Below are 18,158 nucleotides of genomic sequence, written 5' to 3'. Positions count from 1 at the left end.
ATTACTCTCCTCGTAAATCAGCCAGTACACTAGCATCCATAGTGAACGAATGCTTTTCTTCTGGAAATGCTCCTGACTTCACTTCATTCACATACGATTGAACTGCTTCTCCCATCCATCGATCGCCATCAAAGTATGGCTTCACAAACTTGGGAAGCCGCTCTGAACCGTACTTAAGGACATCATGATAGACTAGAACTTGTCCGTCACAGGCTTGGCCGGCCCCAATCCCTATTGTAGGAATCGTCAGCTGTTTAGTAATAAGCTCAGCTAATTCTTTTGGAATACATTCTAATACGAGAGCAACGGCTCCAGCGGCTTCTGCAGCTTTTGCGTCTGCTAAGAGTTTTTCTGCGGTTTGTCTATCTTTTCCTTGTACGCGATAGCCGCCAAGGACATTTACCGATTGGGGAGTTAACCCTAAATGACCTACTACTGGGATACCGGCGTGAGTGAGCCGGTTCATCACTTCAAATACTTCTCCGCTGCCTTCAAGTTTCAGCGCTTCAGCCCCTGATTCCTGATACAGGCGTTTAGCATTAGATAACGAATCATCCATAGAAATATGATAAGACATAAAAGGCATATCCACTACAGTAAATGTGTCAGGCGCACCTCTCCTTACAGCTTTGCTATGGTGAATCATATCCGCGATGGTTACTGGGATCGTAGAATCATAACCAAGAACAACCATACCTAAACTGTCACCAACTAAGATCATATCTGCCCCGGACTTCTCTGCCATTAGAGCAGATGGATAGTCATAGCTTGTAATCATAGCAATCTTATTATTGTCTTCCTTCATTTTCCTTACTTGATTTCTATTAAGCATGGTATCCTCCCTCTCCCCAGTGAATCTCTGCAGAGTACAGTTTCTCTTCAACGCCGTTTGCCTTCTTTGCCCGCAAAGCCCCATCTGGTTCGATGCCGATTAATTCTGCTCTCCATGAATGTTTCATAGTAGAAATAGTTACTTCTTCTCCAATTCGATAACCATAATGCTCCCAGTTTTCTTTAACCGAACTAAATCCAGAAGATAAATATTGATCAAAACGCTTTTCAAATATTCGCAGAATTTGCTGGACGGTTTCTTGAATGCTCCATTCCTGTCCAGATTCAATCTTCAGGGAAGAAGCTTTATGATGAAGATCTGCCGGAATATCCTGTAAACCTTGATTTACATTTATCCCGATCCCAATAACGACGTATTGAATTTGATCCTGTTCCGCTTGCATTTCTGTTAGGATACCTGATATTTTTTTATGATTTACCAGGATATCATTTGGCCATTTAATCTGCGGCTGCAAATCAGATCGTTCGTCAATCAGCTCTGCCAGCACAGTAGCAGCTAATAAAGTAAGCTGCGGGGCTTGAATGGGTGCTAATTCAGGACGCAGCAAAATGCTCATCCAAATTCCTTTCCCTTTAGGTGAATGCCACTCTCTGGACATTCTTCCTTTTCCCTTTACTTGCTCATCCGCTACAATCACTGTGCCATGCGGTTTTCCCTGCTTCGCCATTTCATGTCCGATCGCCTGAGTGGATTCTACTTGTTCAAAATGATGCATCTGACTTCCCAGCCAGTTCGTATCCAATCCCCATTGAAGCGTGTTGCCGCTTATTTTATTCGGGTAGGAAATGATCTTATACCCTTTGCGCTGGACGGCCTCGATGTCATAGCCGTCTTTTTTCAGTTCTTTCATATGCTTCCATACGGCTGTTCTCGAAATATCAAGCTGATCTGACAGCTCTTGTCCAGATATATGTCCTCGTTTATTTTCCAACAGCTCAATTAATTGTTTGCGGGTGGATTCCATTGTTCGGCCCACTCCTTTATTTTGCTATATTGATTTGTCAATTGCTTGTTTACAACTAAATATTCTATTTGTGTGAGACCCTCTTTAATCCATGGCCCCTTCTGAAGATCTGATTTCAATTCTATCAAATCCTTTGCTCCAAATTCCAAATCTTTTTCAGAATGGATAGGTAATTGACTAGCCTGCTCTTCCAGCATGTCCTTTACCGTGAGTTCCTCTAAACCCAAACTAGCCAGTACTCTGGCAAACGAAGGATAAAGAGTCTCGTCCAGATTGTAAACAAGCCATTCAGTTACCTTATGAGAAGTTTTATATTCCTCCAGGGACCTCAGCAGAATATCGGTTCGATTCCTTGTCAGATTGGATAGCTTCCATGCTCTTTTCCACTCCTTGATCGTCCAGTGAGAGACTTTAAACTGGTAAAAAGCAATAACTTCTGAAAAATGAAGGAGAGGAGATTTAGGTATAAGAGAGAGTGTTGATGGATGCTCTTTAAAAATAGGCAGGTAGTTTACAACCTCAGTCTTTACACAAAAATTAATTCCTGCCTTATAGCCTGGACCCTGATACATTTTCTCAAATTCTGCTGCCAGTCGTTCGACAGCAATGTGTGAAAGTAGATGAGCGTACGTTTGAATAGCTTTAATCGTTTGATCCTCAATCGTAAACTCCAGCTGGCTCGCAAATCTTAGAGCACGCATGATCCGTAGAGGATCCTCTTGAAACCTCAGAGCAGGATCCCCCACAGATTGTATCCGCCTGTTCTTTAGGGCATCTGCTCCACCATATGGATCGATAATTTTCCCGAACTGGTCCATCGCTATGGCATTCATAGTAAAGTCTCTGCGTGCCAGATCCTCTTCTATTTGATTAACAAACTTTACCTCATCAGGATGCCGAAAGTCCTTATATCCGCTTTCTGTACGATAAGTAGTGACCTCAAACGAAGCAGATTCATACCGAACCAGTACCGTTCCATGCTCCATTCCAATTGGGATTACTTTATCAAATATCTCAATAATCCTTTCAGGCAGTAAGGACGTAGCAATATCAATGTCTCCTACTTCACGTTCTGCTAAAAAGTCGCGGACCGCTCCGCCTACTATATAAGCTTCACCGCCACTATTTTCAATGTGTTGAATAATTTCAATAGCTTTACGAAAATCTTTATGACTCTCTAGATTCATTTGCTAACACCCGTTCATAAAGCTCTTCATATTGACGAACTATGGTGGCTGATTCAAACTTTTCTCTTACCACTTGTTTGGACTGGTTTGCAAATGTTTCTAAAAGAGCCGGATTATTCAGCAACTGAATGGCCAGTTCGGAAATTTGTGCAATGTTACCAAGCTCAGTAATATAACCCGTTTCTCCGTGATCAATAACTTCTGGTATTCCCCCGATATTGGTACCGATGCAAGGCACGCCGCAAGCCATCGCTTCAAGCAGGACCAGCCCAAAGCTTTCTTTTTCAGATAATAATATTTTCAAATCGGATATAGACAAAAGATCACTCACATTTTCTTGTTTCCCTAAAAACAGCACATCTTCTTCCAGCCCTAGATCCTCTACAAGCTGGTAGCAAAAGGCATATTCAGGTCCATCTCCAACGAGTAGTAATTTTGCCGGGACCTCTTTCTTAATTTCGGCGAATGACCGGATAACATCCGGCACGCGTTTCACTTTTCGGAAATTAGAAACGTGAATAATCACTTTTTCTTCGGGCTTAATACAGTAATCTTTCTTGAGTTCTTCATTATCTTTTCTATAATACTCGCGTTCATCAACAAAGTTATAAATGACTTCCATCTCTTTATTCGTATCCAAACGGTCCCTCGTTTGTTCAACCAGACTCCTCGACACCGCGGTTACTTGATCGGATTGTTCTATTCCAAATTTAATCATTTGTTTTAACCCTGGATCAATCCCAAGCACAGTAATGTCCGTTCCGTGCAGCGTAGTAATGATTTTTACTTCCCTGTTACACATCTGCTTTGCGAGTATCGCACAAATAGCATGCGGCATCGCATAGTGCACGTGGAGGATATCTAATTTCTCCCGGTTAATGACTTCAGCCATCTTGCTTGCCAGAGATAAATCGTATGGAGGGTGTTGAAATACAGGATAATTGCTGACTTCCACTTCATGAAAATAAATATTGGGATAAACTCGGTTTAAGCGGAAGGGGACTTGAGAAGTAATGAAATGGATCTCATGCCCTTTTTCTGAAAGTAACTTACCGAGTTCTGTTGCAATCACTCCTGATCCCCCAACTGTGGGATAGCAGGTAATACCTATCTTAGCCATATGTTCACTCCTGATCTGTCTTCTCTTCTTTTAAAATGGTACGCCATTTAAAATCACCTCGGTCTAATGCCCTGATAAGGATTTCAGCTCCAGCAAGGTTTGTTGCTAAAGGAATTTGATGAACATCGCATAATCGAAGCAGCGCACTGATATCAGGTTCATGCGGCTGGGCAGTTAAGGGATCGCGAAAGAATATAACAACATCCATCTCATTTTCTGCAATTTTTGCCCCGATTTGCTGATCGCCGCCAACGGGACCGGAAAGGAATCGGGTAATCTCAAGTCCAGTTGCTTCAGAAATTTTCTGACCGGTAGTGCCGGTAGCAAAGAGGTTATGTTTAGCGAGAATAACTTGGTAAGCCGTGGCAAACTGGATCATGTCTTCTTTCTTTTTGTCATGAGCAATCAAAGCTACGTTCATTCGTGTCTCCTCCTTCAGTCAAGTAAGTGTTCCAGACCGTACACAAGAGTATCCAGGTTCATGACTTGTTCAGCAGCTAACTTAACTCCAGTCATAAATGATTCACGGTGGTGCGAGTCATGTTTAATGGTCAAGGTCTGTCCTAGACCGCCAAAGACAACTTCCTGGTGGGCAACTAAGCCTGGCAGGCGCATGCTGTGAATTTTAATGCCGTCCACATCTGCCCCTCTTGCTCCTTGAATCGTTTCTTTCTCTTCTGGATGCCCCTGGTGATGAGGTTCTCTTACTTCTTGAATTAATTCTGCTGTTTTTGCTGCTGTACCTGAAGGAGCATCAAGTTTCTGATCATGATGCTTCTCAATAATTTCCACATCAGGAAAGTGTTTTGCTGCCCACTTCGAAAATTGCATCATGAGTACGGCCCCCACTGCGAAATTCGGCGCAATCACAGCCCCTAATTGTTTGTCTTCCGCAAGCTGAGTCACTTCATCTAATTGTTCCTTCGTGTATCCTGTTGTACCCACTACCGGACGTACACCATTCTCTAAAGCCAATTTCGTGTGCTTATAAGCGTAATCTGGCGTAGTAAGGTCTACAAGTACATCTGCACCAACATCACGAAGGCAGGCTTCTGCGTCCGTATAAATTAGGGCTTCTAAATTAGGCAGTCCTTCGATGTCCCTTACTAATGCTCCATCATGTTTTCGATCAATACATCCGACCAGCTCAAAACCTTCTTCTTTTTCAATCATTCTCAAAGCTTCTTGTCCCATTCTCCCTCGAGGGCCAGCAACGATCACTTTAATTTGATTCATGGGTATCCGTCCTTTCATCTTTTCGAGTCCACCGGTCCCGGTCTCTCGTTTCAATTTTACTCATGGATTGTTCAAAAGCATCTGAAAGATCTATATCCAAAGAATTTGCAAAGCATGTAAGAACAAATATAACGTCGCCCATCTCTTCGGAAAGAGCCTTATTCTCTTCTGTGGGCTTCTTTGGTTTTTCCCCATATCTATGGTTGATTTCCCGTGCTAATTCTCCTACCTCTTCTGTTAATCTTGCTTGAAGACTTAAAGGGGAGAAATAACCTTCTTTAAATTGGGATATGTAGTCATCGACTCTTTTCTGTATTTCTTGAGTACGATAATTCATGGACTGCCTCCTTTACCCTGCGTTTATGTCTCTTTAAATGGTAGCCAAAAGGTGACGATTTGACAAATTTTTTAGTTTAGAAAACTATTCATTGCCGGTTTTCACTGAATTCACTATAATGAAAAGCGTTGCAACTAATTGGAGGTGAGCATGATGAAATTCTATGGTTTAAAATTTAAAAACATTATCGGAATTATTATAGGTTCCGCCATTTTTTCATTTGGACTCGTGCACTTTAATATTCAAAATGAATTAGGAGAAGGCGGGTTTACGGGAATAACCCTGCTATTATTGTACTTATTTCATTGGGATCCCGCTATTATGAATATTGTCCTAAACATACCAGTACTAATCGTAGGCTGGAAAATACTCGGCCGGAATACGTTCTTTTACTCACTTATTGGAATCCTTGCCGTCTCTCTCTTTATCCACCTATCTCAAAAATACATGATTCAAATTGACTTGGCGAATGATTTAACTCTTGCCGCCTTATTTGCTGGTGTATTTATCGGGGTTGGCTTAGGGATTATTTTCAGATATGGCGGAACCACAGGTGGAGTAGATATTATCGCTCGTCTGCTCTACAAGTATTTAGGCTGGAGCATGGGCCGTGCCATGTTTACATTTGATGCTGTAGTCATTTTCGTGTCTATCATTACTTACTTAAATCCTATTAAAGGGATGTATACTCTCGTCGCCGTATTTGTAGGGGCAAGGGTCATTGATTTTATTCAAGAAGGGGCTTACGCGGCTCGAGGAACTACTATTATATCTGAAAAAAGTGAATTACTTTCCAAGCAGATTATGAAAGAGATGGACCGGGGAGTTACCGTTTTACAAGGACGCGGTTCTTTCTCTGGCGACAGTCGTGATGTTCTCTACTGTGTGATCGCGAAGAATGAAATCGTGCGATTAAAAACGATCATAAATAGTATCGATCCACATGCGTTTGTTGCCGTCAGCCACGTACATGACGTCATCGGCGAAGGCTTCACTCTCGATGAAAATAAAAATCCGATTGAAGACTAAACGAAAACGGCAGCGCTCTGGGAGATCCGACTAGGATAAGACAAGCGGCGAGGACCGTTCCTCGTTCTCATCCAAATAATTGTCTAGTTCCCTAAACTAAATAAAACCCTCGATTCGCAAGGAATCGAGGGTTTTTTGGCATTTTAATCTTCGCCCATACCGACAAATATAAATACGAATCTTAGTAATTCAGCTACGGCTACCAGTGCGCCGGCAACGTAGGTCATAGCAGCAGCATTTAATACTTTCTTGGTCTTGCGCTCTTCGTCATTGCGAATGATTCCGGTAGAAACCAGCTGATCCATCGCCCGGCTTGATGCATCAAATTCAACAGGCAGGGTCACGAGCTGGAACAGCACTGCTGCTGCAAAGAAAACGATGCCTGCAAGGGCAAGTCCTGTCATTTGGAGCAGCATCCCTCCGATAATTAAAAAGATCGATATATTTGATCCAAAACTCGCCACGGGAACTAGAGCACTTCTGAAACGCAGAAAAGCATATTCCTGAGCATCCTGGATCGCATGTCCAACCTCGTGGGCAGCAACTGCCGCTCCTGCAGCTGAACGGCCGTGAAAGTTACCTGTAGAAAGACGAACGACTTTTGAACGAGGATCATAATGATCTGATAACGTCCCTTTCACTTCTTCCACACCCACATTAAATAGTCCATTTTCATTTAAAATCTTTCTTGCCACCTCTGCTCCGCTCATAGCAGAAGAGGTAGGAACTTTTGAATATTTTTTAAACGTACTCTTGACCTTTGACTGCGCCCAGAGCGGGATGATTAAAATTAGAGCAAAATATAAAATAAAGCTCATGATGGTCATTCCTCCGTCTTGGATGTATGTTCAATTCTTAAATTAATTTTATTCAAAACGAAGCTAAAAATCAACTATTAGATTTTCTCCTTACAGTAATTTCTGACTTTTCTGCTTTGAACTTTCGAAGTCCTACATAGGAGAGAGTTAAAAGGATGGAACACCCGATGATCATAGCAGTCATGATAAAGGCATCATTGGAAAGTGCCAGGGGATGTTCTGCCGTCAGCTTCTGTAACGATTCGATAACTTGTTCCTTTTCTCCCGCCTCTTGTTTCTGCCATTCATCTATATGCCGTGAAAGCTGTGAGACACCTTGCCTGGAATAGAATACTTGAATGGCAGGCTCATAAACATTCCATACTGACAGTAGCTGTTCACTGTTCATCTCATGTTTGCTAATCCTTTCACTCCAGTCGTTTAACTGACTATTTAAAGCAGCTTCAGGATTATCCATACTGATGGTTTCCATATAAAAAAGAAATGGTTCCGCATCCGCCGGTTTTACAATCGTATTTCCAGACTGGTTAAGCAGTGGCTGAACTAATATCTTCCATTCTTTTTGCTGCAGATTTGGAAGTGTTTCTATATATTGTTCCATTTCTGGCAGCCGATTATTCAGCATCCTTTCCGCGAGCTCAAACTTTCCATCATTTATTAAATAACGATATTGAGTAGTAAAGGAATCCCATTCAGCCTGCTTGCTAGCCATTTGTCCATAAGTAATAAGCGGCATGAGCAAAAACACAACGGTTACCATAGTAAGTAAGACAGCCCGTCCCAATGCGCTTCTCTCCCCTCGCCTTCTGTCTTATGGAAAGTCTATGAGAGAAAAGCAGGAATTAGACCGTCTCGTTTTGATTGGGCCGTGTCGTCAAATAAGTAATCCAGATCGCTGCAATGCTCAGCCAGAAAGTAAAATAGCCAATGACTTTCATGTGTTCTATCAATGCCGGATAAATAGGCATCTGCCCGAACACATAATCAATAATATCATTATGCACCGTCCAGATCGCTGCCACCATAATGTGCCTCAGCTTAATTTTATAATAAGGAGCATAAAGGAGCCCTTGAATTGCCATGGCACCGTGAGAAATAACGAGCATATATCCTGTCCACGGAAGATGGCCAATCTCTACTAAAGTCAACCCGTTCATGACCACAGCCCACACCCCGTATTTGAATAATGTCATGATCGCGAGTGCCTCTATGTAAGGGGCGTTCTTTTTGAAAATGAAAAAACCCAAAAAGATTGTAAAAAATAAACTTGCTGTAGGACTATCAGGGACAAATATTAGAAAGATAGGATCCGTCATGGAGAGCTGATATCCATACCAATAGTATCCGTATATGGTTCCAAGTAAATTAACAATAAATAATAAGATGAGAAAAGTTCGATCAGTTAATATGTAGGATAGAGCTTGTTTCATATTTCCGGCCTCCTGGAATAGATAAACCGCGCTCAAAAGGAGCGCGGTTAGATTCACCTATGTTTTTATTCTTCAGAACTCTTATCCGATTTATCGGACCCGCTTTCTGATTTAGAGCTTTCGTCAGACCCCGGGGCAGGACCTTCCCCACCTTTGGAATCTTTCTCACCGGAAGCAGAGGATTTAGAATCACCGCCGCCACCAGCGCCTGATACAAATTCAGCTAGCTGCTTCAGTTCTTTGTCAGAACCTTTAAAAACCCCAGAAGGCATTTCGCCTATCCCATTTTTAGCAATGTCTTTAATTTCATCTACTGATTTCTCAGTAGCTACTAAAGAAGGATAATTTCCCTGACCTTGTAAAGAATCCCCATGGCAATTTATACAGCCATTATCTTTATAAATTTTATATCCAGGAGCTTCTTTATCAATATCAGACTCTACCGCTTCGACGTTCACTCCGTACTTCTCTGCACGGGATGCGAAGTCTGCGTGGTGTGCAGCTTCAAGTGTCAGCCAGAAGGTAGCAATAAACGCAAGCATCATCAAAGTTACAGTAATAGGACGTTTCAGCGGGTGTCTGTCTGGACCGCGGTCAAGGAATGGTGCAAGTAGTAAAGCTCCAAATGCCAGACCCGGTACAACCACGGCTCCTATGACAATGTAAGAGCCCCCCGCATATTGATATTTCAAAAATTGGTATAAAAATAAGAAATACCAGTCAGGTAACGGTATATACCCTGCGTTTGTCGGGTCAGCCTGCTGCTCAAGCGCAGCCGGGTGAGCAGCCGTAAGGATTAAAAATCCGATTAAAAACACGGCACCAACCAGCCATTCTTTAAGAAGGAAGTTTGGCCAAAACGCTTCCGTACGTCCAGGGTATTCTGAATAGTCTTTAGGTAAATTGGGTTTTTGATCGGCGCTGATTCTGGAATCACCGACGAACTTCATACCTTTTCCCCTATGCACAGCTTTCCCTCCTTTTTGTTCCCATTGGAATTATAGTGGACCGGAAATTCCCTGTTTACGAATTAATATAAAGTGAACAGCCATTAATGCAAATAAGGCTCCCGGCAAGAAGAATACATGTATTGCAAAGAATCGAGTTAACGTTTGCGCTCCTACAATTGAAGGGTCTCCCGCTAACAGAGTTCGAATGCCGTCTCCTATAAATGGAGCAGCCCCTGCTATTTCGAGACCAACTTGAGTCGCAAAATAAGCTTTGTTATCCCACGGAAGCAGGTAGCCAGTAAACCCTAGTCCCAGCATTACGAAAAACAAAAGCACACCTACAACCCAGTTAAGCTCACGAGGTTTCTTGTAAGCTCCCTGGAAGAAAACCCGTAATGTATGTAGAAATAACATTACGATCACTAAACTTGCTCCCCAGTGGTGCATGCCACGGACGATTTGACCATATGCTACTTCTTTCTGCAAATAGTAAACGGATTTCCAGGCATTCTCGATATCTGGTACATAATACATGGTTAGGAACATCCCAGATAAAATCTGGATTACAGTAATAAAGAAAGTCAATCCGCCAAAACAATAGACGAATGCGGAAAAGTGGTGGGCGGGGTTAACATGTTCAGGCACCTCGTGATCAGCGATATCACGCCATAACGGGGTAACATCCACGCGCTCATCCACCCAGTCATAAATTTTCTGAAGCATGAATTACGCCCCCTTTCTAGGCTCTCTAGGTATTGCATCCCCAAGATATAGCATGCCATCCTTAACCTTGTGTTCATATAAGGCTAGTGGTGCTGTTGGCGGTGTACCTTGGATGTTCACACCTGCTTTTGTATAGCGTCCTCCATGACAAGGACAATGGAACTGATGCGGATGGGATTTATCAGATGCCCAATCCACTGTACAGCCTAGATGAGTACAAATAGGTGATAGCGGTACTATGTCACCGTTTTCATCTTTGTACACCCAGGCAGTCTTTTGCACTTGAGACTCATACCATGCATCAACCTGATCGACCTTCCACTCAAATCGCTGCGGCTCATTCGTAAGTTCATCAACTGAAACTACGGAGTGATATGTACCTTTTTCCGTCGGTTCAAGCAGAGGATCGATCGCAAATCTTACCATCGGTGCAAGCATACCAGCAGCCATAAAACCTCCTACACCTGTCAGCGTGTAGTTTAAAAATTGGCGGCGGGATACTCGTTTTCTATCGCTCATTCTTTTCCCCCCTCTATGCAGTTATCCATTGGACATGGAAGTAGTACACACAGTTTACTAGGACATTCTCATGATAGCGCAATCTCAGGGCTTGGTCAATAAAATCTGGAAGCAACTCTTAAGATTTCATTCTTACCAATATCCCTGAATTAATTCAGTGATTTGGTCTGCCTGTTCTTTAACGAAGGATTGAATTTCCGTTGATTGGATGTTTCCATCTTTCATACCCGGAATCCAGATAAGATTTCCATTTAATTCCCGTTCAATCTTCTTCCATTTCGGATCAAAGGTGAATAAGAATATGTATTGATAGGGCTGTTCTGAGAAACGGTCCACCCATTCGTTTACTCTCTCTAATTCTTCTTCAATCCCGCCATGTAAATAATAGTAATCTGGTGACAGAAAAATCCTTCCTCGGAACTCTTTTTCAATAACATTCATAAATATCTGATTAAGTTCACGCTGAAATGCTTGATGGACCATTTGTTCTTCTGCGGCTGGATTAAACGGAATTAATGGAATCAGCAGCGTATCTACATAACTCTTTTCCGGAAGATATTGAATGACATCACTTTTTGTCCATTGCATTTAGTATTTCCCTCCTTTCACTATTGTATTAATTGTACTAAAAATCTAAAAAAAGAAAAGTCAAGGGAGCTTAACGTCCCTTGACTTGCTACATAAATGTTTTCAATTCCTGATTTACCTGATTCAAATTTTCACAGAGGTGTCTGAAGGAATCGCGATCACCAGTTATAAGTGCGGAGTCAATCTTCTGTTCCAGCTGTTTCTTTCTATGCTGAAGCAGACTGTGAGAAAGAAATCTTCCTGCCTCATTCTTGTCACGATCATTCAAATAATAATCTTTTGGAAGAAATGGATTTTCCTCCAGCACCAGGGCGTACTTTGAGCATAACTGCGACTTTTCAAAATTCATTTGAATATATACGGCTTCCTTTTGATTCATTCTAAGGTCGTGAAAAGATTTTTCCGCGTCATTAGTCATCACTTGTCCTTTATAAAACCGAAACGGAGGATCCGAGACACCCTGGGCACTAATTTCCATACCTCGTGGGCAGAACTTAACTTCCTGAACGAAATGGACACAAGACAATAAGGTTTCATGATTCATTAAATAGTTAAGAATCCAAACACTTTCCCTTTTCTTTAATTGATAGTGATTGAGAAACCAGCGGACAAAATCTTTCTTTTCATCAATGGAAATAGGTGTGTGCATATGCGCCCCTCCTGCGCCGTATTATTCAGCTCAATCTTCTTCCTCTAAACGAGCAACGAAATCTTCAATTACAGTATCTGTAGGATCAATAGCGAGATATTCATTAAAAATCTGTTTAGCTTCTTTCATGTGTCCTTCCTCCACTAGGAAGTAGCCATATTCTTTAAGGAAATCACTATCGTCTTTAAGAGAAGGATAAGCATTCTTATAGTGCTCATAAGCTTCTTTAAAGTCTTCTAATTCTTCATAGGCATTCGCAAGCTCCCATAAGTAATTGGGATCCTCTTCTCCGAGGGCAATCAACTGTTGAATGAGTTCTGCAATAGCTTCGTAGTCCTCATCTTTCTTATAATTTTCGATAAGAAACAGAACAGCTTCTTTATATCCTGGATCAAGGGCGACAGCTTCTCTCATTAAGCGATAACCTTCCTCTTTATTCCCTTGATGATGAGAAAGAGTACCTGCCAAATGATAAAGCTCTTTATTAAATTCATCTTTAGCAAGACCCTGATTTGCCATTTCCAACGCCTGGGCAGGCATACCTTCCGCCTCATAAGCTTTGGCTAAGTGTGGATAAACGGAATGGAAGTAGGGATCTTTATCAATAAGGTTCTCCCAGACATGAATGGCAATATCATTTCTTAATGCCTGGAAAGCTACGAAACCATATCGGAACAATACATCCGGGTTTTCTTCTTCGACTTTCTGGAAATATTCTATCGACTCTTCAAACGCCCCCGTCGCTGCATAAGCTTCTGCCAGGCGGGCCGCAACCTCGATATCCGCAATGATCGGCTGATGATGCATAGCATTTTCATAAAATGGGATACTTTTGTTGTATTCTCCGTTGGAAAATGACAATTCGCCTAAAGCAAAATCGATCACTGCTTCATTGGGCTCCGCTTGTTTGGCTTCAAGAAGCTTTTGTTCAGCTACTTCAAAAAGTCCTTGTGCCTGGTATAAATCTGCTAACTGAATAAGTGCTTGCAAATAGTCTTCATCTTCCGGACCAAATTCATTTAATAACTCGATCGCTTCATCATCTTCACCTAAATCAATATGAATCTCTGCCATCATGACTTTCAGTTCCTGCTCTTTAGGATAGCGCTGAATTAATTCATGAAGGACCATTTTTGCTTCTTCAAGCATCCCCCATTGAATATACAGCTCGGCTATAGTAAACCGCTCTTCTTCATCCGCTTCCGGCAAGTATTGCTGCAATGTATGAATAGCATCTTCCGTCTTATGGTCTTCCATTTGACGGACAGCTTTTTGTATTTCCTCCATGATGACATCCTTTCTAGTCTTACACAAAATGCTTATAAATCGATACTTTCTGCTGCTTTCCTTGATAGTTGGCCGTTACTTCCTGATTTACCTGGAGCACCATTCCGCGCATAACGGTAATATCAGGAACAGCCCCATGATAAATGAATTGGTCTTGTCCATCAACTATCTGATCTTCCTCCTGCCAAAACAGGTTATAGTCTGCATACCCGCCTGGCTTAAATCCGCCCTTATTAGGAAAAATTCCTGTATCCCTCAAATTCTGGGGAGTAACTCTTTCTTCCAATTGAGGATCTGTTAATTTAATCATACCATATTGCGCACATTTTTTAGGCCATAAATGATTGATAATATACTCGGAATTTTCCTCTTTTTTGACAACAATTGAGAAAGGAATTCGCAGTAAAGACTGAGCTTGGACTAACCACTCCCACGCAACCTCTTCCAGATCGACAGCCGTATCTAATTCGATTTGGATGAATGGACAGCGTTCCCTTGCAAAGAACCGAATCATATCAGGCGTCACGAGAGAAGAGGTTATAACGGGAACGATCATGTAATCTACTGGAAGCTGACCAAGTTCTGCTAAAAAACTGTGATAAATTGTTCGATAGCGGCGTATGCTGTTAACTGGATGTTGAATCAGCAGCTGAGTACATCCTCTTCTAATATAATCTTCACATGCGGTAATTCTAGAAGAGGATGTAGATATGGGAGCAGCATAATCTACCATCACATATCCAGGGGCAGCAATAAAACCATCACTATTCATCTTACGCAGGTGACCCTGACCAATAGCATCTCTAATAAAATGATCTTCATGTACTATCAATTCTCCAAACCTAAACTGCTCGCCTTCATCCATAAAAGAACTGAACCAATAAGCTCCCATACTCAAAACCTCCAACAGGTTTTTTATATCGTATGAGAGCAACTGAGAATCTATGAAATTATTTTAAAGAACCTGGTACAGATGATCAAAGAAATTGGGATAGGATATGTTGATACAATCTTTATCTTTAATCGTAACAGGTGCTGTTGAAATGAGAGAAGCAATCGCTCCCATCATGCCTATCCGGTGATCACCATAGGAATCTACTTCCCCTCCATGTAAAGGGGTTGGACCATGAATAACCAGACCGTCTTCTCTTGTTTCTACCTTCGCTCCCAGCTGGTTTAAATTATACGCCACTGCTTCAACGCGGTCTGTCTCTTTGACACGGAGTTCCTTCGCATCCTTAACTACCGTGGTCCCTTCCGCTTGAGTTGCTGCTAAAGCAATAATAGGTATTTCATCAATCAGATTAGCAATTAAATCGCCTTCAAGAGTGATGGCATTTAAAATGCTGTAAGAAACCTTTATATCACCGACAGGCTCTTTCCCAATATAAGTATGGGGAACTGCTTCGATTTCTGCTCCCATCAATTCCAACGCCTGAATCACTCCATTGCGTGTGGGATTCAACCCGACGTTCTTAATGATTAATTCACTATCAGGTGTAATAGCTGCAGCTGTTAAGAAAAAAGCAGCAGAAGAAATATCCCCCGGAACTCGTAACTCTGAAGCTTGCGGCTGTTGTCCGCCTTCAATATGGATCTCGCTGCCTTCAATGCTTACTTCCACTCCAAACTGCGGCAAAAGCATTTCCGTGTGATTTCTTGTCCTGCCATTTTCGATAACAGTAGTGGTTCCTTCAGCTAATAAACCAGCGAGTAATAAGGCTGATTTCACTTGCGCGCTCTTTATGGTCATATGATGAACTTTACCAGTTAAAGTAGTACCAGCAAATGCAAGAGGCAGGTATGATGCTTCCTGTCTGCCGCTTATTTCCGCTCCCATTTCCTTGAGAGGCATAACGACTCGATCCATGGGTCTTTTAGACAATGAAGCATCTCCATATGCCGTGGAGAAATAAGGAAGACCTGCCAGCACCCCACTCATTAACCTGGCTGTAGTGCCAGAATTCCCAAAGTTTAAAGGCGAGATAGGCTCCTTTAAGGAAGCTATTCCTTTTCCATGTACAACTAAAGTATCCTCTTCCCGTTCAATCTCTACGCCAAAGTTTCTAAACACTTCTACAGTTCTTAAGCAATCTTCCCCGGTTAGAAAATTTGTGATTTTTGAAGTTCCCTCACTAAGAGAGGCGAAAATGACGGATCTATGAGAAATGGACTTATCTCCAGGAACCTCTATAACTCCCTGAAGTCCTTTGGTAACTGGCACAAGTTCTACTGAAGACATGAATACACCCTCCTCGTTTTACTGCTCTACCATTACTTCATATTGTCTGTCTTCTAATAAATGTTTACTTTCTAGTTGTTCCTCACTAGTAGAAAAGCTGATACGGAGAACCCCGGTAATCCCTTCTCTAATCTCAAGGATTTGAATATTTTTAATACTAATTGAATCTTTCGCAAGCAGTCCGATCACGTCATGTATCGCCCCTGGCTGGTCATGAATATCAACATAGAGATCGTGGAAGGCAGGGATCGCTCCCTTTTCCCTGACTGGTAAACCATCTCGATACTGCTTGGCTTTTAGTAAATAGTCATACGTATGTTCACTCTGCTCTTCTTCCAAATAAGATTGCACTTTTCTCATCTCACCTATCCAGTCATCAAGCATAGAAATCATTAAGGTGCGGTTCTGAAAGAAAATATCCTGCCATAGTTTAGGGTTACTAGAGGCAATCCGGGTAATATCTTTAAAACCTCCGGCAGCTAACTGCTCAAGATAAGGATGTGTCTCCTGCCAGCTTCTGGCTTGATGTACTAAGGAGGAAGCAATAATGTGAGGAAAATGAGAAATAACAGCCGTCATTTCATCATGTTCTTTCGTAGAGAAAATTAGAAACCGAGCCCCAGTTTCGGAAAATAATTCTTTCAAAAAGTTTGCTTCTTCCTCTCCAGCATGTTGAGCGGGTGTAAGTACATAGATGGCATTCTCAAACAAATGCGGCTTGGCTGCCGTATATCCCTGTTTATGCGATCCAGCCATCGGGTGCCCGCCAACGAAGGAGACAAGAGGATCAGAAAGCTTGTCTGCAGTTTTTAATACGTTATTTTTCACGGAAGATACATCTGTAACAATCAGCTTTTTTTTCAAAACTAGTTCACTTAATGCGTTTAAGTAATCGATCGTAATAGAAATAGGAGTGGCAAGTACTAAGACATCTGCTTGCTGTACCCCTTGTTCAAAGCTCTCTGCGATCTCCTGAATAACCCCCTGCTTTTTCGCCATCTGCTGGGTATCCGAGTCATGATCCATTCCAATCAGCCATACATCCTGCTTTTTGGCAAGATTCATCGCTAAAGAGCCGCCTATTAGACCTAAACCGACAATAAATACTTGCTGCTTCATTAACGCTCACCGGATACTTGAGCCGCAATCTTTTGCAGCATCGCCTCTTGAATTTGTTCCATATCTTCCGCTTTCCCAATCGTAAGGCGAATCGTGTCAGGAAGACCTAATGCCTCTCCAGAGCGGACTATAAATCCTTTAGAAAGCAGATGCTCGAACATTTCGTCGCCGCTCATCGGCAAATGTATTAATAGAAAATTTGCCTGAGTATCATAATAGCCGATCCCATTTGCATCACAAAATTCCATTAAAGCGCGTTTATTCTTATGGTTTTCGTTTACGGATTTTTGAATAAAGTCCTGATCATCAATGGCCAATATGGCAGCCGCCTGAGCAATGGTCGAAGTGTTAAAAGGTTCTCTGGCAGGTTCAAGGATTTGGATAATTTCTTTACTTGCCACTCCGTAACCAATTCTAAGACCTGCAAGACCGTAAGCTTTAGAGAATGTTCGCAATACAACTAGATTTGCATATTCATCTAACGCAGACAAGCTGTTAAAAGCATCGTCGGCTTCCAAGTATTCATAATAAGCTTCGTCTATGACTACTAACACATGATCAGGACACTCTTCCATAAAGGCAGTAAGGTTTTGATGGTTAATATGAACCCCTGTTGGGTTATTTGGTGTACACAACCACAGCACTCTTGTTTGATCATCGATCTGGGCAAGCATTTCATCTAAGTCATGATGCCCGTCCTGCAGTGGGACTTGACGCACTTCCGCCCCTTCAATTAATGCATTATGCCGGTATTGCGGAAAGGTCGGCGCCGCCATCACTGTATTCGATCCTGTTTCAAGAAACGCTCGGCAGATAATTTGGACAATTTCATCTGAACCATTACCAAAAATCAGCTGGTCAGGATCTACGCTGATGAATCCTGCTACTTTCTTGCGGAGCGAAGCTGCATATCCATCAGGATAGATTTCGAGGCTGGAAATTAATTTCGGCAATTCTTTCTTTACGGTTGAAGAAAAACCATTAGGATTTTCATTAGAAGCGAGTTTAACGATGCGATCTAACCCATATTCCTGTTTCACCTCTTCAATTTGCTTTCCAGGCTTATAGGGGGTCATTTGTTTAAGTATATCCTTCGCTTTCATAAGA

20 protein-coding genes and 1 pseudogene are annotated in these 18,158 nt (G+C 42.0%); 1 reads left to right on the top strand and 20 read right to left on the bottom strand.

Annotated elements, in window-relative coordinates:
- Position 1: 1 nt before the first annotated feature.
- Genes panB through Q7A53_RS02855 form a run of 7 tightly spaced genes read right to left on the bottom strand, consistent with a single transcriptional unit; the run spans position 2 to position 5,697 of the window.
- The gene (gene panB / locus Q7A53_RS02885; protein WP_411787599.1) at positions 2 to 832 is read right to left on the bottom strand and encodes a 3-methyl-2-oxobutanoate hydroxymethyltransferase; all 831 of its coding nucleotides are present in this window, start codon (positions 830 to 832) and stop codon (positions 2 to 4) included.
- Positions 825 to 1,817, bottom strand: a complete 993-nt coding sequence (locus tag Q7A53_RS02880; RefSeq protein ID WP_411787598.1) for a biotin--[acetyl-CoA-carboxylase] ligase — start codon at positions 1,815 to 1,817, stop codon at positions 825 to 827. Before Q7A53_RS02880 ends, panB begins: the two co-directional genes overlap by 8 nt.
- Positions 1,793 to 3,004, bottom strand: a complete 1,212-nt coding sequence (locus Q7A53_RS02875; protein ID WP_411787597.1) for a CCA tRNA nucleotidyltransferase — start codon at positions 3,002 to 3,004, stop codon at positions 1,793 to 1,795. The genes Q7A53_RS02880 and Q7A53_RS02875 overlap by 25 nt, the downstream gene beginning before the upstream one ends.
- Positions 2,985 to 4,124 carry an N-acetyl-alpha-D-glucosaminyl L-malate synthase BshA gene (bshA, locus tag Q7A53_RS02870; RefSeq protein ID WP_411787596.1) on the bottom strand — a complete coding sequence of 380 codons (1,140 nt, stop codon included), beginning with the start codon at positions 4,122 to 4,124 and terminating at the stop codon, positions 2,985 to 2,987. The genes Q7A53_RS02875 and bshA overlap by 20 nt, the downstream gene beginning before the upstream one ends.
- A gap of 4 nt (positions 4,125 to 4,128) precedes the next feature.
- Positions 4,129 to 4,545, bottom strand: a complete 417-nt coding sequence (gene mgsA, locus Q7A53_RS02865; RefSeq protein WP_411787595.1) for a methylglyoxal synthase — start codon at positions 4,543 to 4,545, stop codon at positions 4,129 to 4,131.
- Positions 4,546 to 4,559: 14 nt separating this feature from the next.
- Complete coding sequence (gene dapB / locus Q7A53_RS02860; RefSeq protein WP_411787594.1) at positions 4,560 to 5,360, bottom strand: 4-hydroxy-tetrahydrodipicolinate reductase; 801 nt, start codon at positions 5,358 to 5,360, stop codon at positions 4,560 to 4,562.
- Positions 5,347 to 5,697, bottom strand: a complete 351-nt coding sequence (locus tag Q7A53_RS02855) for a nucleotide pyrophosphohydrolase (RefSeq protein ID WP_411787593.1) — start codon at positions 5,695 to 5,697, stop codon at positions 5,347 to 5,349. The genes dapB and Q7A53_RS02855 overlap by 14 nt, the downstream gene beginning before the upstream one ends.
- Before the next feature lie 153 nt (positions 5,698 to 5,850).
- Between Q7A53_RS02855 and Q7A53_RS02850 the strand changes: the two genes are divergently transcribed.
- Complete coding sequence (locus Q7A53_RS02850; RefSeq protein WP_411787853.1) at positions 5,851 to 6,726, top strand: YitT family protein; 876 nt, start codon at positions 5,851 to 5,853, stop codon at positions 6,724 to 6,726.
- A 143-nt stretch (positions 6,727 to 6,869) separates the two neighbouring features.
- Here Q7A53_RS02850 and Q7A53_RS02845 read toward each other — a convergent pair whose 3' ends face one another.
- The 13 genes and pseudogenes from Q7A53_RS02845 to hisC all read right to left on the bottom strand — a co-directional run bounded on the left by Q7A53_RS02845 (position 6,870) and on the right by hisC (position 18,154).
- On the bottom strand, positions 6,870 to 7,544 hold the full coding sequence (locus Q7A53_RS02845; protein ID WP_411787592.1) for a zinc metallopeptidase: 675 nt from the start codon (positions 7,542 to 7,544) through the stop codon (positions 6,870 to 6,872).
- 70 nt (positions 7,545 to 7,614) lie between these two features.
- Entirely contained in the window at positions 7,615 to 8,328 is a 714-nt protein-coding gene (locus Q7A53_RS02840; RefSeq protein ID WP_411787591.1) for a sporulation protein YpjB, read from the bottom strand.
- A 58-nt stretch (positions 8,329 to 8,386) separates the two neighbouring features.
- Positions 8,387 to 8,974: a lipoprotein heptaprenylglyceryl N-acetyltransferase LhaT gene (gene lhaT, locus Q7A53_RS02835; RefSeq protein WP_411787590.1), complete on the bottom strand. Its 588-nt coding sequence runs from the start codon at positions 8,972 to 8,974 to the stop codon at positions 8,387 to 8,389.
- Positions 8,975 to 9,183: 209 nt separating this feature from the next.
- Positions 9,184 to 9,942 (bottom strand): annotated as a pseudogene (locus tag Q7A53_RS02830) (c-type cytochrome); the annotation flags it as partial.
- 30 nt (positions 9,943 to 9,972) lie between these two features.
- Positions 9,973 to 10,647 (bottom strand): menaquinol-cytochrome c reductase cytochrome b subunit, encoded by a 675-nt coding sequence (gene qcrB, locus Q7A53_RS02825; protein ID WP_411787589.1) that lies wholly within the window; start codon positions 10,645 to 10,647, stop codon positions 9,973 to 9,975.
- 3 nt (positions 10,648 to 10,650) lie between these two features.
- Positions 10,651 to 11,166: a QcrA and Rieske domain-containing protein gene (locus tag Q7A53_RS02820; RefSeq protein WP_411787588.1), complete on the bottom strand. Its 516-nt coding sequence runs from the start codon at positions 11,164 to 11,166 to the stop codon at positions 10,651 to 10,653.
- A gap of 132 nt (positions 11,167 to 11,298) precedes the next feature.
- A complete protein-coding gene (locus tag Q7A53_RS02815) occupies positions 11,299 to 11,754 on the bottom strand; it encodes a DUF2487 family protein (protein WP_411787587.1) in 456 nt (151 codons plus the stop codon).
- Positions 11,755 to 11,842: 88 nt separating this feature from the next.
- A complete protein-coding gene (locus Q7A53_RS02810; RefSeq protein WP_411787586.1) occupies positions 11,843 to 12,403 on the bottom strand; it encodes a ReoY family proteolytic degradation factor in 561 nt (186 codons plus the stop codon).
- A gap of 30 nt (positions 12,404 to 12,433) precedes the next feature.
- Entirely contained in the window at positions 12,434 to 13,690 is a 1,257-nt protein-coding gene (locus tag Q7A53_RS02805) for a tetratricopeptide repeat protein (RefSeq protein WP_411787585.1), read from the bottom strand.
- Positions 13,691 to 13,709: 19 nt separating this feature from the next.
- Positions 13,710 to 14,582: a hypothetical protein gene (locus Q7A53_RS02800; protein ID WP_411787584.1), complete on the bottom strand. Its 873-nt coding sequence runs from the start codon at positions 14,580 to 14,582 to the stop codon at positions 13,710 to 13,712.
- A gap of 63 nt (positions 14,583 to 14,645) precedes the next feature.
- Positions 14,646 to 15,932, bottom strand: a complete 1,287-nt coding sequence (gene aroA, locus Q7A53_RS02795) for a 3-phosphoshikimate 1-carboxyvinyltransferase (RefSeq protein ID WP_411787583.1) — start codon at positions 15,930 to 15,932, stop codon at positions 14,646 to 14,648.
- Between the two features lie 18 nt (positions 15,933 to 15,950).
- On the bottom strand, positions 15,951 to 17,051 hold the full coding sequence (locus Q7A53_RS02790; protein WP_411787582.1) for a prephenate dehydrogenase: 1,101 nt from the start codon (positions 17,049 to 17,051) through the stop codon (positions 15,951 to 15,953).
- The gene (hisC, locus tag Q7A53_RS02785) at positions 17,051 to 18,154 is read right to left on the bottom strand and encodes a histidinol-phosphate transaminase (protein WP_411787581.1); all 1,104 of its coding nucleotides are present in this window, start codon (positions 18,152 to 18,154) and stop codon (positions 17,051 to 17,053) included. Before hisC ends, Q7A53_RS02790 begins: the two co-directional genes overlap by 1 nt.
- Between the last annotated feature and the right edge of the window lie 4 nt (positions 18,155 to 18,158).

This window comes from Halobacillus rhizosphaerae, from assembly GCF_046719735.1.
Taxonomy (GTDB): Bacteria; Bacillota; Bacilli; order Bacillales; family Halobacillaceae; genus Halobacillus_B; species Halobacillus_B rhizosphaerae.
Note: the sequence above shows the minus strand (reverse complement) of the source record. Positions and strands in the feature narration are given on the sequence as shown.

Bases quoted from the DNA above. Each gene is read 5' to 3' on its own strand.
- panB (WP_411787599.1), bottom strand. From the start codon at position 832: ATGCTTAATAGAAATCAAGTAAGGAAAATGAAGGAAGACAATAATAAG.
- Q7A53_RS02880 (WP_411787598.1), bottom strand. From the start codon at position 1,817: ATGGAATCCACCCGCAAACAATTAATTGAGCTGTTGGAAAATAAACGA.
- Q7A53_RS02875 (WP_411787597.1), bottom strand. From the start codon at position 3,004: ATGAATCTAGAGAGTCATAAAGATTTTCGTAAAGCTATTGAAATTATT.
- bshA (WP_411787596.1), bottom strand. From the start codon at position 4,124: ATGGCTAAGATAGGTATTACCTGCTATCCCACAGTTGGGGGATCAGGA.
- mgsA (WP_411787595.1), bottom strand. From the start codon at position 4,545: ATGAACGTAGCTTTGATTGCTCATGACAAAAAGAAAGAAGACATGATC.
- dapB (WP_411787594.1), bottom strand. From the start codon at position 5,360: ATGAATCAAATTAAAGTGATCGTTGCTGGCCCTCGAGGGAGAATGGGA.
- Q7A53_RS02855 (WP_411787593.1), bottom strand. From the start codon at position 5,697: ATGAATTATCGTACTCAAGAAATACAGAAAAGAGTCGATGACTACATA.
- Q7A53_RS02850 (WP_411787853.1), top strand. From the start codon at position 5,851: ATGAAATTCTATGGTTTAAAATTTAAAAACATTATCGGAATTATTATA.
- Q7A53_RS02845 (WP_411787592.1), bottom strand. From the start codon at position 7,544: ATGAGCTTTATTTTATATTTTGCTCTAATTTTAATCATCCCGCTCTGG.
- lhaT (WP_411787590.1), bottom strand. From the start codon at position 8,974: ATGAAACAAGCTCTATCCTACATATTAACTGATCGAACTTTTCTCATC.
- qcrB (WP_411787589.1), bottom strand. From the start codon at position 10,647: ATGCTTCAGAAAATTTATGACTGGGTGGATGAGCGCGTGGATGTTACC.
- Q7A53_RS02820 (WP_411787588.1), bottom strand. From the start codon at position 11,166: ATGAGCGATAGAAAACGAGTATCCCGCCGCCAATTTTTAAACTACACG.
- Q7A53_RS02815 (WP_411787587.1), bottom strand. From the start codon at position 11,754: ATGCAATGGACAAAAAGTGATGTCATTCAATATCTTCCGGAAAAGAGT.
- Q7A53_RS02810 (WP_411787586.1), bottom strand. From the start codon at position 12,403: ATGCACACACCTATTTCCATTGATGAAAAGAAAGATTTTGTCCGCTGG.
- Q7A53_RS02805 (WP_411787585.1), bottom strand. From the start codon at position 13,690: ATGGAGGAAATACAAAAAGCTGTCCGTCAAATGGAAGACCATAAGACG.
- Q7A53_RS02800 (WP_411787584.1), bottom strand. From the start codon at position 14,582: ATGGGAGCTTATTGGTTCAGTTCTTTTATGGATGAAGGCGAGCAGTTT.
- aroA (WP_411787583.1), bottom strand. From the start codon at position 15,932: ATGTCTTCAGTAGAACTTGTGCCAGTTACCAAAGGACTTCAGGGAGTT.
- Q7A53_RS02790 (WP_411787582.1), bottom strand. From the start codon at position 17,051: ATGAAGCAGCAAGTATTTATTGTCGGTTTAGGTCTAATAGGCGGCTCT.
- hisC (WP_411787581.1), bottom strand. From the start codon at position 18,154: ATGAAAGCGAAGGATATACTTAAACAAATGACCCCCTATAAGCCTGGA.